Annotated in this window: 9 protein-coding genes and 1 pseudogene; 7 read left to right on the top strand and 3 right to left on the bottom strand. The window is 60.6% G+C overall.

From position 1 onward, the window contains the following. Positions 1–693 precede the first annotated feature (693 nt). The 4 genes from gmd (at position 694) to QX128_RS33215 (ending at position 5,456) form a co-directional block, all read left to right on the top strand. The gene (gene gmd, locus QX128_RS08670) at positions 694–1,776 is read left to right on the top strand and encodes a GDP-mannose 4,6-dehydratase (RefSeq protein WP_316237232.1); all 1,083 of its coding nucleotides are present in this window, start codon (positions 694–696) and stop codon (positions 1,774–1,776) included. A gap of 629 nt (positions 1,777–2,405) precedes the next feature. Then, on the top strand, positions 2,406–3,554 hold the full coding sequence (locus QX128_RS08665) for an acyltransferase (RefSeq protein ID WP_316237231.1): 1,149 nt from the start codon (positions 2,406–2,408) through the stop codon (positions 3,552–3,554). A gap of 4 nt (positions 3,555–3,558) precedes the next feature. Beyond that, on the top strand, positions 3,559–4,632 hold the full coding sequence (locus QX128_RS08660) for a hypothetical protein (protein WP_316237230.1): 1,074 nt from the start codon (positions 3,559–3,561) through the stop codon (positions 4,630–4,632). Between the two features lie 599 nt (positions 4,633–5,231). Further along, complete coding sequence (locus QX128_RS33215; RefSeq protein ID WP_410053144.1) at positions 5,232–5,456, top strand: hypothetical protein; 225 nt, start codon at positions 5,232–5,234, stop codon at positions 5,454–5,456. Here the strand turns inward: QX128_RS33215 and QX128_RS33210 are convergent. The 3 genes and pseudogenes from QX128_RS33210 to QX128_RS33200 form a co-directional block, all read right to left on the bottom strand. Continuing rightward, positions 5,385–5,801, bottom strand: a pseudogene (locus QX128_RS33210) (transposase); the annotation flags it as partial. The gene QX128_RS33215 and the pseudogene QX128_RS33210 sit on opposite strands and share 72 nt — an antisense overlap. Beyond that, entirely contained in the window at positions 5,740–5,931 is a 192-nt protein-coding gene (locus QX128_RS33205; protein WP_410053136.1) for a transposase, read from the bottom strand. The pseudogene QX128_RS33210 and the gene QX128_RS33205, both read right to left, overlap by 62 nt. A gap of 1,128 nt (positions 5,932–7,059) precedes the next feature. Next, complete coding sequence (locus QX128_RS33200; protein WP_410053135.1) at positions 7,060–7,305, bottom strand: transposase; 246 nt, start codon at positions 7,303–7,305, stop codon at positions 7,060–7,062. 430 nt (positions 7,306–7,735) lie between these two features. Here QX128_RS33200 and QX128_RS33195 point away from each other — a divergent pair, with 430 nt between their 5' ends. The 3 genes from QX128_RS33195 to QX128_RS08640 all read left to right on the top strand — a co-directional run bounded on the left by QX128_RS33195 (position 7,736) and on the right by QX128_RS08640 (position 16,618). After that, on the top strand, positions 7,736–7,903 hold the full coding sequence (locus tag QX128_RS33195; protein ID WP_410053134.1) for a hypothetical protein: 168 nt from the start codon (positions 7,736–7,738) through the stop codon (positions 7,901–7,903). A 381-nt stretch (positions 7,904–8,284) separates the two neighbouring features. Beyond that, positions 8,285–11,065 (top strand): FG-GAP-like repeat-containing protein, encoded by a 2,781-nt coding sequence (locus tag QX128_RS08645; protein ID WP_316237229.1) that lies wholly within the window; start codon positions 8,285–8,287, stop codon positions 11,063–11,065. 63 nt (positions 11,066–11,128) lie between these two features. Then, positions 11,129–16,618 (top strand): RHS repeat-associated core domain-containing protein, encoded by a 5,490-nt coding sequence (locus tag QX128_RS08640; RefSeq protein WP_316237228.1) that lies wholly within the window; start codon positions 11,129–11,131, stop codon positions 16,616–16,618. The last annotated feature ends 497 nt before the right edge of the window (positions 16,619–17,115 follow it).

Below are 17,115 nucleotides of genomic sequence, written 5' to 3'. Positions count from 1 at the left end.
TGCCCTTCGTGGGTGTCGAATGCGACATGCTCCTTCCGCTCGGCCGAAGACTGTATCCGAGTCCACGAGCGTCGCTCGTGGATGACGCTGCGGTTTGCTGGCAGCAGTTGATTTTGCCGCAAGACCGATGATCTACCAGCTGGAAAGCTAGATCGTCGCCTGACCTCCTTTAAAGCCGTGGCCCCAAACTTGCTCCCGTCCAGACCCGGGCATGTAGACAAGCAAGCGCATCAAAGCCTCTGATCCTGCATTCAATCTGGAGGGCAACTGAGCGGTCGACCGTCAAGGCGACCGTGGCATGCAGGGTCCTCCTCGCGCAGTTGTCCTTTCGCCTGAGAAGGGCAGCCGGTGTGAGAGAGCTAAGCGTTATCGGTCGAGCTGCTGCCTGATTTCGTGCGACGATTTTGTCAGGGTTCCGTCCCGAAGCGGCTCGTGCCGGTTCTCTTGCGAATAGACACCTGGCGTCCCCCCTGAGTGTCAGCGGAGTTTGGATCGGTCAGGCTGGCGTCCATAGGGCCGGCCATTAGACTTTAGCGATCGCAAATGGTATCGCGTAGCGCAAGCTGGAATGGCTGCGCACGTGTATGACCAGGACACGAGGACAATTGTCATCCAGGGCGGGGTTTCTGGACTCCCCTTAATCGTTGAAAAATTGCCGAGCGCCCACGGTCGCAGCGGTGTCGAGTGGAGAAGATGGTGGATCAAGATCGTAAACGACGTGTGGCGCTCATTACTGGTGTGACTGGTCAGGACGGTGCCTACCTGGCTGAGTATCTGCTCGGACTCGGCTACACGGTCCATGGAATCAAACGGCGTTCGTCCTCCTTCAACACGGCTCGTGTGGATCATCTCTACCAGGATCCGCACGTCGGAGACGTCCCGTTTCTGATGCACTATGGCGACATGACGGACTCGACCAATCTTATCCGTTTGGTCCAGCAGATCAGGCCCACCGAGATATACAACCTCGCAGCTCAAAGTCATGTCGCCGTGAGCTTTGAGAGCCCGGAATACACCGCCAATGCGGACGCAGTAGGGGTCTTGCGGCTGTTGGAAGCTATTCGCATTCTCGGCTTGGAGAAGGACACGCGATTTTATCAGGCTTCGACCTCGGAGCTGTACGGTTTGGTGCAGGAGGTTCCGCAACGGGAGACCACGCCGTTCTATCCGCGGTCTCCATATGCAGTCGCAAAGCTATATGGCTATTGGATCACGGTAAACTACCGTGAGGCATATGGCATGTTTGCTTCCAATGGCATCTTGTTCAACCATGAAAGCCCCATACGCGGAGAGACTTTCGTAACTCGCAAGATCACGCGGGGAGTTGCAAGAATAGAAGTCGGTCTGGAGGACGCGATCTATCTTGGTAACCTCGAAGCGAAGCGCGATTGGGGGCACGCGCGGGACTACGTCAGGGGAATGCACGCAATCCTGCAGGCGGACAAACCGGATGATTTTGTGCTTGCAACGGGAGAGACGCGCTCTGTGCGCGAATTCGTTGAGCTTGCCTTTGGTGAAGTTGGTCGTCGCGTCGAGTGGCAAGGTGAGGGCGTCGACGAGGTGGGGCGCGATGTGGCTTCGGGGAAGATCGTCGTGCGCATCGACCCGGCCTATTTCCGCCCGACCGAGGTCGATCTCCTGATCGGAGATGCGACAAAGGCGCGGCAGAAGCTCGGTTGGACGGCGCAAACGAGCTTTCGAGATCTGGTGAAGGAGATGGTCGCCAGCGATCTGAATGATGCGCGTCGTGATGTGAGCGGCAGCAAGGGCGCTTAGCGGCTGTAACCTTGAACATCGACCGCGGCAGAATTCACCGAGACTGAGGAGAATGTCATCGAGGCGTGCGGACTCTGAACCCGCCACCGGATCTTGGTAGGCGGGTGAATTTGCTTCCAAGCGTCACCCCTGCCGACGGTTGATGAGGGGGTAATCTCCGGTTGGTGGCGGGAGCTTCCGTGTACGTGTCTGAATCTGGCAGACGAGCAATCGGCCATGACATGGGTTCAGCTCCGCCATCTGGCCAGGCGGCGACCAACCCGACAGCGCCCACTCGTGAGAGGATAGCATCCTGGATGCGTCGCATGGTCAGCTCTTGGCCGAAAACCAGGCGCGATCCCTGGATGGGGACGAGCTTGAGGCCTCAGCCGGATGGGGCCTGGCAATGCTCCACATGAGATCCATTAGGGGGACGGGACTCTCTCATCTGTGAGATCTGAAAGCGCTGTGGCCAGGAGCCACGGGCGTCGGTGCCGTCTGCAAAGCCAATCATTCCAGCGAGACGCTCAATCGTCCATGCTCGACCTTGCGTCGCCGTGCTGCGAGATTGGCAGTTGCAAACCAGGGGTAGGCAAATTGAGCCGCGTGCATTAACAGAACAGCATGACCGTCTGTCCGAGGGCCGAGAGTTGAGTGGTCGCGATATTTCAGCACCCGAGAGCAAGAACATTCCTCACGTCCCTGCGCTCGACGAGCTGCGGGGGATTGCTGCCCTGATGGTGTTGTTCGCGCATCTCACCCATAATTTGACGAGAGGTGTCGACCCGAGCATTGGTGCATGGCTATACCCCTCCAATCCGTTCTTTGCCGTGCTTGCCGAAGGGCATGCGGGCGTATCGCTGTTCCTTGTTCTGAGTGGCTTTCTGTTTTCTTACGGCGCGCATAGCCGCCAAGTTTCGTATCGAGGCTTTATCCGCAATAGAATCCTGCGTATTTTTCCTATGTACGTGCTACTGCTGTTTCTGGAAGCCTATACATATCCAGCTCAGTTCTCATTTAGCGCATTCGCGTCCAGCTTGTTCTTGATGGGGAATACTCCCGCCGGTCTCGCGGGCGGCGCGTTTACAATCCTGTTGTGGACCATATGTGTCGAATTTCAATTCTATCTGCTCTTCCCTTTTCTGAATTCTTTCAAACTGAAATACGGGGTTAAGTACCTGGTTCACCTGCTGGGGCTTGCAATCCTGCTTCGCATTCTTTGTGTCGGTCTGGGTGCCTCTCCTCGCAACCTTTCTTACTTTACAATTGTGGGGCGCATCGATCAGTTTCTCATTGGGATGATTGCTGCTCATCTTTACCGAGAGGGTGTGTTGGCAACCAGGAGATCCGGAGTTCTCCTCGTCGGCGTATCCTGCCTCATTGTGTTGTCGCTCTTTGCGTTCAACAGGTTTGGCGGGTGGGAGCGAGACGCCAACTGGAAGGCTCTGTGGCACACCTATGAAGGCTTCCTGTTCGCTTCTTTGATCGTGATATATGTTCAAGCGCACGGATCGTTTCATGATTACTATACGACCTTGCTCAGGAAAATCGGACTGGTGAGCTATTCACTTTACCTGATCCATATGCCCATCCTTCTCATGTTTCAAAAGCACAACTGGTATTTGACGGTGACCGGAAGCCCGTATGTCAATGCGCTAATATCAGGAGTCTATCTCGTTCCCGTTGCGGTCTTGGTGGCTACAGCCACTTATTGGCTTATTGAGCGGCCATTCATCGATCTCAGGGGGGAGTACCTTAAGCCGGTTTCAGCTCCTGCTCGGTCGGCCAAAGTGGAATAGAGGCATGAAGTGGTTACTGAGAGCGATATTGGCTTCGAGCCTTGTGAGTTTGTGTTCCAATCAAGCAAGCGCATTTGATTGGGATTACAAGGATGCCAGGTTTGACCTGAGCGCCTCGGCGATCTTGGGGGATCGAGCTGCTTTCGAGTCCTGGAGAAACGAGCCCCTCAATTACATCAAGGAGCAATTCGAGGGTGCAGTCAACGTCGCGCCGGAGCTGGTCGGTGTTCATGATCCGGTGAAGAAGGCCGGTTTTGCGATCGAGCAGATCGATCTGCTGTTCCCCCATGTTGCTCAAGACGGAGCTGATCTTCGATATACCGTGGCCGTGGCGCGACCGGACAATCCAAATCCTGATCTGCCGACGATCGTGGCGATCAATGGTCACGGCGAGGTGGGGGGCGAGGGGAGCGGTCAGGCGCCCACAACGCTGTTCGACGATAATGGACATGGCGCGTATCTGGCCAGAGGCGGGTTTACCGTGGTTGCGTTTCCGAACACGATCCATGCGCCATTTGCCGACCTTGCGAGGCGCGTGGACTATTCGATCATCTGGGCGAGGCTTGCGGATCTAGCGCTGACGCGGATAAAGCCTTTGCTGAATTCCAATCCCGACTACATTGGGCTGGGAAACGCGGCTGGCGGACTAACGAGCCTTGTGTTGGCGATCGTTCGGCCGGATATCAAGGCAATGGCTGCGAATGGCGCGTTCTTCTCGCTCGAACATACGCGGCGGGAGTATCGGATCTTCACGCATCCATTCTGCCATGACTTTCGTGCGTTCTTTTCGTATTCCGCTCTCTATGCATTGCTCGCGCCGAAACCGCTACTGATCGAAGAAGGTCGGCGCGATGGTCTTTGGTTGGGTTATGGAGCGTCTCATCCTGAGTCCTGGTTCAGTGGCACGAAACGGGGCGCAATTAGTGATGAGACGATCGGAGCGTATCTCGAGCTGAAACAGATCTGGATGAAGTTTGGCTCGCTTATCGAGCTGGATATCCACGAAAAGGGGCACGAAGATGTGGATACGTCAGCATTCGTTGGTTTTGTGCAGCGGGTTCGTGCGGCTTCGCCTTGAAGACAATCGGACGATCGATGCTTAGAAGTCTGATCTACTATCTCTTCGTAGCCGTTGCGGCTGCAGCTTGCAGCATTGGAGTGCTCTATTCTGTGGGGTGGCGTTCTCGCTCGCAGATCTCGGAGGTGACTGCGAAGGCGCGAGCAGAGAGTCTTGTTCCATACTGCCTGGAGTCCGCCAAGGCCGATCCGTGGCGCTATTACTATCTTGGGAAGATGAAGAGCGCCTCGGTGGAAATGAGGATCCGGGTCGTCAAGGCGGCCGGCTGGGCTACACCTCTCGGGCAGGATCAGCCGAATGGCTGGCTCGCCGAAGCATGTTTGCGCGAGCTTGATGTCAGATAGCACCTCTGCGGCCGCATCAAGGATGCGGTGTCCCAGAGGTGACCGCCGATACGGCCCAAATCGAGTGGATCTATGCAGTCGGTGAGTATCGCAGGTAGGCGGTCCACCAGTAACCAGTAACCAGCATCCGCAGCACGTCTTGGCGGCGCTGGCGTGGTGAGCTGAATGCGGTGGATCTCTGCCTTGTACGCTTCGACAGCTTTCATGAATGCGCGCCAGAGCCAGGCCTGATTCGAAGAATGCAGGCTGGTCGCGTTGTCTGGCGATCGCCGGGAAGCTGACGGTGGGATCATCGCCCGAAGGCGCGGTGGTTTTCAGCGTCATGCGCCGCCCGCGCTTAACCGCCTGCTCGTCGTTCTGCTTGAGCAGGATGACGCCGACCAGGCGGGTGATAGCGTCCGCGTTGGGGAAGATGCCGACCGCTTCAGTTCGTCGCTTGGCTTCGTCGTTGAGGCGTTCGAGCTGATTGGTCGAGTGTAGTGTGGCGCGATGCGCGGCGGAGAATCTCATATTGGCCGGCACGTCGGTCTCGGCCTCCTCGAGGAAGATCGCTAGCGTTGGCAATTGCGGGCGCAGCTGATCGGCGATGCGCCGCCGGTGCGCCCGCGCGGCTTCAGCGTCGTCCTGGGCAAAGGCGGTGGCAATGAAGGCGGAGACGACGCGTCGCCCGCTCTTGCCGGCATGCGCCAGGTGTTGCGCATGAAGTGACGCGGCAGCGCTGCCAGGAGGCGTTGACGACCTTTCCGACCGTCGCCTTGATCCCTCATGCACGTCGGAGACGATGAGCTTGACGCCACGCGGGCCGCGCCGGGCGAGCTTGCGCAGGAACGCCGTCCAGCACGTCTCGGCCTTCGGACGGACCAATGTCCATCCCGAAGACCTTGCGCCGGCCATCGCTGTTGACCTCGACCGCGATGATCACCGCGACCGAGACGATGAGTCCGTTCTGGCGCATCCTCACGTAGGTGGCGTCGATCTACAGATACGGCCAGTCGCCCTCGATCGGCCGCGTAAGGAAGGCCTTCACCTTGTCGTCGATCTCGGCACGCAGCCGCGGCACCTGGCTCTTGGAGATGCCGCCCATCCCCCCCATGGCCTACACCAGGTGGTCGACCGAACGGGTAAAGACGCCCTGGACATGTGTCGACCGCTGAGCTGCTGTCGCATCTATCGAGCTTCCACATCGTTGGACTGTGAAGCTTGTCCAGAAGTTCGTCTCGCTCGACCAAACTTTGAGCTCCGTGACCGCCGCCTCTAAGAAGTCGGCCAATACGCGCATTATGAGGAGAATGGCGACCGGCTCCCGCTGCTCTCGACTCAACGCGCGAATTGCGCGGCCACTGGTCCCGCCGCTCTCAATTGTGATGTTGATTCTCGATAACGGTTGCGTGCCTTAGACCATGCGAGATGTGGAAACGAAGTCACGGGTTGAGCTACCAAGGCACCGGCAGACGAGGGCGGCGGGGCGGATGCCTTCGACCTGCGACGAACGGACCACATCTCGGCCTGCCCAAGGGAGTGAATTCATAGAGAGCGTTTCAGTCTGCTTCACGCCAGCGCTACACATTCGATACAGACGCTCTTACGCACACCGAAGCCCAGCAGATTCGGAGCAATCTTGTGGCTCAGTTCGGAGGTGCCGTTCGGGAAATGCCGCCGGGCCTCTGGAAGGTCATCACGTCCTCTGTTGCCATGGGGCGCGATGCCGGTTGGCAACCCGTCATGATGCTCGCAATGGATCCCCTGCTGCACGGAGGACCACCAGGATCTTTGTCGGCCGCCAATTTGGCCAGCGCGAAGAAGGCCAAGCAAAGAAGAAACAGCCCCAACATTAAAGACAATCGACGTAGAATCGGCACTCCGTTACCCCTCCCGCGTACCATCTGCGATGGCACGGAAGCCGCATTGCAGCCAGTCCTCTGTGGTTAGTCCTGGGAATTTAGCCAATTGGTGTGGCCAGTGTGCCGCAGTCTCGGCGCCAAAAAGTGGCGATGCGCTTTTGCTCTCGTTAAAGTGGTGGCTTGTCCGCCAAGCTAGGAAGTCTGTGTAGAGTGGTGCGTCGGTCTCGGCGGAAGGAATCATATCAGTGTCTTGCACCATCTGGGTGTTGGGGTCGTTCCGGGGGAATGCCGCGGCAATGAGCGCCGAGAATGCGTAGCCGTCCGCTCTTGCCGGCAGGTGCCAGGACATTGCGCATCGAATGGATCCGGCCGCGTTGCAAGATGGCGCTCAGGACCACGGCAACGGAGGCCTTGATGCCTTCATGCGAGTCGGAGATCAGCAGCTTGACCGCCGGCCCGCGCCGCGCGAGCCTGCGCGGGATATCCATGCCAAGAACCTCCCGGCGGCCGTCGCCTTCACTGCAATCGTAACGATAGCCTCCACTGAGGTGAGTTGGGCGTTCTGGCGCACTTTCACGCAACGTATGTTCGCGTAGGTACCGTCGATCCACAGGTAGAGCCCGTCACCCTCGATAGGACGACCGAGGACCGCGCTCACCGTGTCGTCGATCCAGCCGCAGAGCCGGCTCACCCGGCTCCTGGAGATTCTGCCCATGCCATCGCCCCCACGCCAGATCCTCGGCCGAGCGAGTGGGGACGCCCTGCACATAGGCCTTCTGGATCAAGGGAGTTGCGCCTTCTCCGCCATCCGCCGCCGCTTGCGAAAGCCTGGGAAGTAGCTCGCCCTGCGTAGCTTGGAGATACGCAGTTCGACCGCACCGGCTCGCGCCTCCAAGTCCGGTCGCGACAGCCACTCTGATGTGCCAGCCGCAGGGCGCTCTTCTCGCCAAAAATGGCTCTGGTCAGTCCTGCGACCTCCATCAACATCAATGGCGAGTTGGCGACGCCGATCATCTGGGCAAGATGATCGGCGATTACGATCAATTGCATCAATTGCTGCGCGCGCAGCGGCATTCCCATCTTTGACCCTGGGATGAGTGAGGTGACCTCCGCAGAAAACCAAAACCAACGAACGACGGAAAGCAGCCGAAATTCCTCTCCCACCCGAACTAACCGCTCGATGCACGCGACAGGAGAAGTTTGGTGGAATTGCTGAAGCGGGTTGTATTCGTCGTTTGTCATCACCTTATGTTGTGAATAAGTTCCAATGCCCGTTGATCGTCAGACGCGAATGGCATCTGCTATATTTCGAATTGTGAAGATGCTGCGGGGGCAGGGATGTTTGGGAATTCGACTCGGGCCAGTCGAGAAAATGGCGCGCGTGGGTTGGTAGGACGAGCAGCGCGCGTCGGACTGAGCGCCGCTTTTTTTTGTATCTCTTTTACCACTTTAAGTAGTGCTGGAACGATGACGCTCTCCGGCCAGTTTTCTGTTGGCCAGATGGGTGCCGCGACCTATTCGCTTCCGATTGCCATTCCGCCTGGCTCCGCCGGTATGGTGCCGTCGCTGACGCTCGACTACAGCAGCCAGGGGGGCAACGGCGTGCTGGGTGTCGGTTGGTCGTTGGGCGGGCTGCCATCGATCGGCCGATGTCAGCGGACGGTAGCGCAGGACGGTGTGCTCGGTGGTGTCAATTTCGATGGCAATGATCGTTTCTGCCTCGAAGGGCAGCGGTTGATCCTGGTGAGCGGCGCCTATGGTGCCGACGGCGCCGAATATCGCACCGAGATCGATGCCTATTCCAAGATCGTATCGCGCGGCGTAGCCGGTAGCGGCCCGGCTTGGTTCGAGGTGCGCACGAAGGCTGGGCAGATCATGGAGTTCGGTCGAACGGCCGACTCGCAGGTTCTGGCTCAGGGGAAAACCACCGCGCGCGCGTGGGGTGTCAACAAGGTCAGCGACACAAAGGGCAACTATTTCTCGGTCACTTATACGACGGACACGACGACGGGGCAGTCGGTCCCGAGCGGCATCGTCTACACCGGCAATGCGGCGGCGGGAGCCTCGCCTTACAACTCAATCGGATTCGTCTATTCGTCGCGTCCCGACGTCATTCAACATTACCAGGCCGGTTCGTTGGTCCGAACGGCTGTCCGGCTGACCAACATCAGGACGTTCTCGGATGCGGCCTTGGTGTCCGACTATCAGCTTTCCTATCAGCAGAGCCCGACCAGCAATGTGTCGGAAATCGCATCCATCAAGGTCTGTGGCGGATCGGGCGGCTGCCTGCCGCCGACCATGTTCCAATGGGCGAATGGCGGAGGAGCGTCATTCTCCGGAGCCGTGACGACGCTCCCGAATGGCTTGTCATTCACTCCTCCGTCCGGCTCCAGCACGTCTGGCGGCGGATTTCTTTCCAATCTGGGGCCGCTGTTTCTGGGCATGCTGAGCGTGCCGGTTTCGGCTGATTTCAATGGCGACGGGAAGAACGATTTCGTCATGCTGTTGGGATCGAACGTGTACGGATTCCTTGGCAATGGTGACGGCAGCTTCACCAACGTGAATTCGATAGCGCCGAATGGCTGGAACTTCGGTCTGTCCAAGACCTTCATGAACATCAGCGGCGACTTCAACGGCGACGGAAAGACCGACTTTGCGATGCTGGGCGGCGCCAATCTATACGTCTTCCTGAGCAACGGAGACGGGCAGTTCAGCGGCGTGACGTTCCCGTGTCCGAACGGTTGGAATTTCGGCACGGCGCCGGCGGACAACTTCATTCCGATCGGAGGTGACTTCAATTCGGACGGTCGTAGCGATTTCGCGATGATGGCTGGTCAGTACCTCTACATGTTCCTGAGCAACGGAGACGGGACATTCGTGGGGCGCACGGTGCAGACGCCTGGATGGGACTTCGGCGTTCCGTCCTCGGCCGGCTACACGCCAGTCACGGGTGACTTCAACGGCGACGGGAAGACGGACTTGATGGTCCTCGGCGGTCTTGCTGCTGCCGGTCCAGGCGCGGCGACGAGCACGGCCGGGAAGATTGCCTATCTGATGCTCGGCAATGGCGATGGATCTTTCGCATACAGCTCGTGGCAACTGCCGGGCGGGTGGAGTTTCGGAATAACCAGCAGCACGAACTTTACGCCGATCGGGGGCGATTTCAACGGCGATGGCAAGACCGACCTGATCATGCTGCAGGGGCCCTGGCTCTACGAAATGCAGAGCCGTGGAGACGGTACGTTCGACTACAGCTCGATCCATATCTCCAACGGCTGGGATTTCGGCGCTCAACCGAGCGCGAACTTCATGGCGTTCTCGAGCGATTTCAACGCGGACGGGAAGACCGACTTTGCGCTCATCGGCGGCAACAGTCCCTATATCTATCAGTTCATGAGCAATGGTGACGGGACGTTTGGCTATCGTACCCTCGGGATGCCCTACGGCTTCAACTTCGGTGCTCCGCCCGCCAAGAATTACTGGCCCCAACTCGGTGATTTCAACGGCGATGGTCGGCTGGAATTCGCCATGGTTGCCGGCACCAACGTCTATAGCGTCAGGGCCGACGGGGCGGCTGGCGATGTCATCAGCACGATCACAAGCGGTCTCGGAGCGACGGTCAGCATCAGCTATACTCCGCTGACAGACACGACTGTTTACGCCAAGGATACGACCAGCGCCTATCCGGTTCAGGACCTGCAGATCCCATTCTATGTCGTGTCGCGGGTCGACGCATCCAATGGTGTCGGCGGCACATCGAGTTCGACGTATACTTATACAGGCGCCAAGATCGATCTGACCGGGCGCGGGTTGCTCGGGTTCCGTCAGGTGACGGTCAGAGATGCTCAGACCGGAATTGCGGATACGACGACCTATCGGCAGGACTTTCCTTACATCGGCATGGTCGCTTCGGCTGCTCGCACGCTCGGCGCGCAGACCCTGGGCCAATCGACGAACACGTATCGCTTCATCAATGCGAGCGATGGAGCGACGATCTCGCCGTCAAGCGCGCCGTATCGTGTGTTTCTGACGCAGGGCGTGTCGAGCAGCACTGACCTCGATGGATCGGCAGTGCCGACCGTGACGACATCAAATCAGTACGATTCGTTTGGCAATGCCACGCGCGTGACGGTCTCGACGTCCGATGGGTTCAGCAAGACCACGTCCAACATCTACGCCAATGATACGTCCTATTGGTATCTCGGGCGTCTGACGCGCGCGACCGTCACGAGCCAGCGGCCACAATAGCCGGCCGCTGCCTCTCATCAGATCTCACATCTTCTGCTGCTTTGGTTGGTTAAGGAATTGACCATGTTCAATGCCGTGTCTCCGCGCGCCTTGCGCTCCCGTGCACCGCTCCGGCTGTCAGCTGCGGCGCTGGCGTTCTTGATCGGCGCTGGTGCTCCGTCGCTCGCCAGCGCTGCGCAGATCTTCCTCACCAATGGATCGACCTGGACGGTCCCGAGTGACTGGAACAGCTCGAACAACACCATCGAGGTCATCGGAGGGGGCGGCGGCGGCGCCGGCTCGAACTCTTCGACGGAAGGAGCTGGCGGTGGCGGCGGCGGTGGCTATTCGAAGATATCGAACCTCCCGCTTCAGCCAGGCGCGGCGATCACCTACCGCGTTGGCTCCGGCGGCGCGGGAGGCGGCGCGACGGCTGCCGGTGCGAGCGGCGGCGACACCTATTTCAACGGCTCCGGAACGACCTGTCAGGCGCAATCGGTGTGCGCAAAGGGCGGCAATGCCGGTCAGCCCAGCAGTGGATTGAATGCCGCGGCCGGCGGTGCCGGCGGCGCGCTGGCGAACGGCATAGGTGCCGTCAAATATTCCGGCGGAGCGGGCGGCAACTCGGGCGCGAGCAGCAATGGCGGCGGCGGTGGTGGCGGTGCGGCGGGGCCGCTCGGGCATGGTGGCAACGGCGGTTCCAGCGGCCAGAACGGCTCGGGTGCGGGCGGCGGCGGCAATGGCGGCGGCACGAGCGGAATCGGCGCGGGTGTCGGCGGCAACAACAACTCCGGAGGGGGAGGAGGAACGGCTGGCTCCATCGGCATCGCTGGCGGCAATGGCAGCGGCGGCGGTGGCGGTGGCGCGGGCTATTGGAATGCCAGCGCCTGGGTCAACAATGCAGGTGGCAGCGGCAGTACCGGGACGGAATGGGACGCCAACCACGGCTCTGGCGGCGGCGGCGGCAGCGGCGCTGGCGGCGGCGGTGGCGCGGGAGCGGCGAACGGCTCGGCGGGTCTCTATGGTGCGGGTGGCCCCGGCGGCTCCGGCAACAGCACTGCCGGAGCGCCTGGTGCATCGGGCATCATCGTCATCAACTATACGCCGGTGCCGCCGCCGCCTTCATCGGCCACGCGGATCTACTTGACCAGCGGCTCGAGCTGGACGGTCCCGGCGGACTGGAATAGCGGGAACAATACCGTCGAGGTCATCGGCGGCGGCGGCGGCGGTGCTGGTTCGAATGCATCGTCGGAAGGAGCCGGCGGCGGCGGCGGTGGCGGCTACGCCAAGATCTCCAACCTCTCGCTTCAATCCGGATCGAGCGTCAGCTACCGAATCGGCGCAGGTGGCGTTGGTGGCAGTGCCGCCAATGTCGGTGCGAGCGGTGGTGATACCTACTTCAATGGCACCGGGACGGCCTGCTTGTGGCAGTCGGTCTGTGCCAGCGGCGGCGCCGGAGGCGGCGTGAGCAGCGGGCTCAATCCGGCTGGTGGCGGTGCGGGTGGTGCAGCGGGCAACGGCGTCGGTACCGTCAGATACTCAGGTGGCGCTGGCGGAGGAACGGGAGCCAGCAGCAACGGCGGGGGAGGCGGCGGCGGTGCGGCTGGCCCGAACGGCAATGGCGGCAATGGCGGCTCCAGCGGCGCGAACGGCTCGGGCGCCGGCGGCGGCGGCAATGGCGGCGGATCGAGCGGAGCTGGCGCCGGTGCGGGCGGCAACAACTTTGTTGGAACTGGAGGCGGCAGCGCGGGCGCGCTGCGCGTTCCCGGCGGCGTCGGCAGCAATGGCGGCGGCGGCGGTGCAGGCTTTTGGGATGGTGTCATCGCGTTCGTCAACAATGCAGGCGGCAGTGGCAGCAGCGGCTCCGAGTGGGATGCGACGCATGGTTCGGGTGGCGGCGGAGGCAGCGGCGGCGGCGGCGGGGGCGGCCCAGGCGCATCCAACGGCGCCGCGGGTCTCTACGGCGCAGGTGGTCCGGGCGGCTCCGGCGTCAGCACAGCTGGTACGACCGGTGCGCCGGGCATCATCGTCATCACCTACACACCGGCGACGGGCGGAGGAGGATCGACGCCGGTCTCCGATATCTACACCATCACCCGCACATCCTCGTTCGCCTACGACTCCGCCTCGGGTCTCCTGACCCAGGAAGTCGTCGAGCCGGATACGCCGGCGCTGCGGCTGCAGACCGACTATGTCTACAATGCGTTCGGCCAGAAGCAGTCGGTCACCGTCAGCGGCGCCGACATTGTCTCGCGTTCGAGCACGACCAGCTATGACGCGCGCGGGCAGTTCGCGACGTCCAACAGCAACGCGCTGGGGCAGAGCGAGACGCTGCAATATGACGGCCGCTTCGGCCAGCCGGTCAGCCGCACCGGCCCGAACGGCCTGACCACGACGTGGAGCTATGACGAGTTCGGCCGCAAGACGCAGGAGACGCGCTCGGACGGCACGCAGACGCGCTGGGCCTACCAGTTCTGCAGCGGCGTGAACGGCGGCAGCGCGAGCTGTCTGTCGGGCGCGAGCTATCTGGTGCAGGAGACGCCTTACGCCGCCGACGGCGCCACCGTGAACGGCCCCGTCACGACCGTGTTCTTCGACACGCTGGATCGCGAGATCGGCCGCCGCACCCAGGGTTTTGACGGCAGCACGGTGCAGGCGACCAAAAGTTATGACGCGCTCGGGCGCGTCGCGCAGACCAGCCGGCCGTACTTCCTGACCGGCGGCACGCCGCAATACACGACGTTCAGCTATGACGTGCTGGGACGCGTGGTCTCGTCGACCCAGCCGGACGGCAGCGTGGCGCAGACCGCCTATCACGGCCTGACCGTCGTCGAGACCAACGCGCTGAACCAGACGCGCACGGTCACCAAGAACAGCCAGGGCCAGGTGGTCTCGGTCACCGATACGCTCGGCAAGACCATGACCTATGCCTATGATGCGGTCGGCAATCTGGTGCAGACCACGGATGCCCTGGGCAATATTGTCAGCGCGACCTATGATCTCAGGGGCCGCAAGATCGCGAGCAGCGATCCCGATCTCGGCAACTGGACCTACAGCTACAACACGCTGGGGCAGCTGGTCACCCAGACCGACGCCAAGGGCCAGACGGTCAGTCTGAGCTATGACAAGCTTGGCCGCATGGTGCAGCGGGTCGAGCCGGACATGACCTCGGTCTGGGCCTATGACACCGCGGCCAACGGCATCGGCAAGCTGGCCTCGAGCGGTATCACCTCCGGCTCGGGCAACGGCTTTGCCCGCAGCTTCAGCTATGACAGCCTCGGCCGTCCGCAGCAGGTCGCGACCACGATCGATGGCGCCACCTACACGATGGGTGCGACCTATGACGCCAACAGCCGGCTGATCAAGGTCAGCTACCCCTCCGGCTTCACCGCGCGCTACGGCTACAACAGCCTCGGCTTCGCCAACCAGCTGCAGGACGACGCCACCAGCCAGGCCTTCTGGACCGCGAATACGATGGATGCCGACGGGCATCTGACGCAGCAGACGGCTGGCAACGGTCTCGTTACGACGCGCGGCTTCGACCCGCTGACGGGGCGGCTGACCAGCGTCGCCACCGGCACCGGCAGCGCCGTGCAGAACCTGAGCTTCGGCTACGACCGGCTCGGCAATCTGACCTCGCGCAGTGACGCCAACACCAATGTCAGCGAAAGCTTCAGTTACGACGGGCTGAACCGGCTGACGACGTCGACGACCAGCCTCAACCCGACGCCGCTGGTGAAGACCTATTCCTACAGCGCGATCGGCAACATCCTGTCGAAGTCGGATGTCGGCACCTACGTCTATCCGGCGGCCGGAGCGCCGTTGCCGCACGCCGTCATGAGCGTCGCCGGCGGCAGCATCAATGCGACCTTCACCTACGACGCCAACGGCAACCAGACCTCCGGCCTCGGCCGCAGCATCGTCTATACCTCCTACAACAAGCCGGCGAGCATCACGCAAGGCACGCGGACGATCTCCTTCGTCGACGACACCGAGCACCAGCGCTTCAAGCAGGTGACGCCGGAAGGCACGACCCTGTACATCGCCGGATTCGGCGTGATGGCCGAGGTGCAGAACCCCGGCACGACGACGCAGAAATGGACCGACTATCTCTCGGTCGGCAATGCCAAGGTCGGCATGCGCGTCACCCAGACCGCCGCCAGCGGCACCACGCTGACGCTGCGCTACTTCCACACCGACCATCTCGGCTCGATCGTGGCGCTGACCGACGAGAACGGCCTGCTGCAGCAGCGCCTGTCCTATGACGCCTGGGGCAAGCGCCGCAACGTCGACGGCACCGACGACGTCGCCGGCAGCACCACCAGCCAGACCACGCGCGGCTTCACCGGCCAGGAGGAGCTCTCGGTCGCCGGCCTCGTGCACCTGAACGGCCGCGTCTACGATCCCCTGCTGGCGCGCTTCACCAGCGCCGATCCGACGGTGACGGAGCCGCTCAATCCGCAGGGCTGGAACCGCTACTCGTACGTCGGCAACGATCCGCTGACCTTTACGGATCCGAACGGGTTCAACTGGTTCTCGGCCTTCTTCGGCGGCATCTTCAACTGGATTGCCAAGCCGATCCAGCGCCTGTTCCAGCAGGTCCCGATCCTGGCAAGCATCGTGCAGCTGGCAGCAACGATCGGGCTGACGCCGTTCATCGGGCCGTTTGCAGCCGCAGGCGTAGCCGCAGCGTTCGTCACTGGATTGCAGGGCGGCAGTCTCAGTCAGGCGTTGAGAGCGGGTGCCATAGCAGCAGCAACCGCGTTTGCTTTCGCTGTAGTTGGAGGTGCAACAAATGCGGTGGCCGCGGGCAGTATGGACAAGTTCTCAGTCTTGGGCCCGCATATTCAACCTGCGTTTGGAACGCCTGAATACGCCTTCAATGTTGCTGGTCACGCGCTGGTCGGCTGCGGTTCGTCTGTAGCTTCGGGCGGGAGCTGCGGCTCAGGTGCGTTGGCCGCTGCAGTCGGTGCGGCAGCTGCACCTGGCATGGTTGGTATGAGCGGGGCTTCACGCCTTGTCGCCAGTGCAGTGTTGGGTGGGCTTGCGTCAGTTGCGGGCGGAGGTAAGTTTGCAAACGGCGCAATGACAGCCGCGTTTGGATATCTGTTCAATCAAGCGATGAAGCAGGTTACCGCCAGCATAACTACAACAAAATTCGATGAATACCATGTTTCGGGTAGAGATGGCATAGACGTTGAATTCTTGGGCAACGTAAGCGATCGAAGCGGGTATTCGCACTTCAACTGGGTGCAAACGGTCACTACAAATCAGCCGCTCAACGGAAATCCAATGAATGAGCCGTATAGCGATGCGGCTCCCGACAACGCGCCATACTATTATCAAAAATCTACTTACCAACAATACGAAAACTTAGGAGCGGTCGAGGGAGGGGTGGCCATGATGAGAGATTCACCAAACCGGCTTTATACTGGAACGCCAATTTCTTGGCAGGCCGACTTATCTCTCGTCGGTATCAAGGCTGACGGATCCTACGACGTCTTGAAAACCATTTCGTATGGTTTTACTCGTGACGCAACAGGAGTGCATTTGAGGCAGCCGGTGGAAAAATGAGATCTATGGCAACAAGAGTGGTGGTAGCCGTTATTGTCTTCCTTGCGATGGGGAGTAGCTGCTTTTCTCAATCAGTTGAGCGAAGGACATACTCAGTGGTTGCGATTGAATACATCGGAGAGTCCGACAGTCCTGTGAGGTCTGTGCTCATCAGCAATTCTCAACTAGGAGCGGAATGGTATCGCCGAACGATGATAAGGCCGTTCGACGCAGAGCAGGCAGACGCGCATGTAGTCAGTATGTCTCTATTCGCCGATGTCATCGCGCAGATTGATGCATTCCAGAGCGTGCGTCAAACGCAAGTAACGTCCCCCATTGGGGCCACGCTTCAGGTGTCTGTCATTACACCTGAAAGAAACACTCCGTCCTTCTATGGTGTGAATGAGGCGCTGTCTCTGTTGGAGGCCGTGCAGAAGACCTGTCGCAGCGATGAAGCGCTGTCTACAGATATTGCATACTTCCAAAGGCGGATTCTGCAATACCGGAGGCGGTAGCTC

Source organism: Bradyrhizobium sp. SZCCHNR1015, from assembly GCF_032489875.1.
Lineage (GTDB): Bacteria > Pseudomonadota > Alphaproteobacteria > Rhizobiales > Xanthobacteraceae > Bradyrhizobium.
Note: the sequence above shows the minus strand (reverse complement) of the source record. Positions and strands in the feature narration are given on the sequence as shown.

Coding starts and splice junctions, on each gene's coding strand:
- QX128_RS08640 (WP_316237228.1), top strand. CDS start 11,129: ATGTTCAATGCCGTGTCTCCGCGCGCCTTGCGCTCCCGTGCACCGCTC.
- QX128_RS08660 (WP_316237230.1), top strand. CDS start 3,559: ATGAAGTGGTTACTGAGAGCGATATTGGCTTCGAGCCTTGTGAGTTTG.
- QX128_RS08645 (WP_316237229.1), top strand. CDS start 8,285: ATGACGCTCTCCGGCCAGTTTTCTGTTGGCCAGATGGGTGCCGCGACC.
- QX128_RS33200 (WP_410053135.1), bottom strand. CDS start 7,305: ATGGATATCCCGCGCAGGCTCGCGCGGCGCGGGCCGGCGGTCAAGCTG.
- QX128_RS33205 (WP_410053136.1), bottom strand. CDS start 5,931: ATGCGCCAGAACGGACTCATCGTCTCGGTCGCGGTGATCATCGCGGTC.
- QX128_RS33195 (WP_410053134.1), top strand. CDS start 7,736: ATGTGCCAGCCGCAGGGCGCTCTTCTCGCCAAAAATGGCTCTGGTCAG.
- gmd (WP_316237232.1), top strand. CDS start 694: ATGGTGGATCAAGATCGTAAACGACGTGTGGCGCTCATTACTGGTGTG.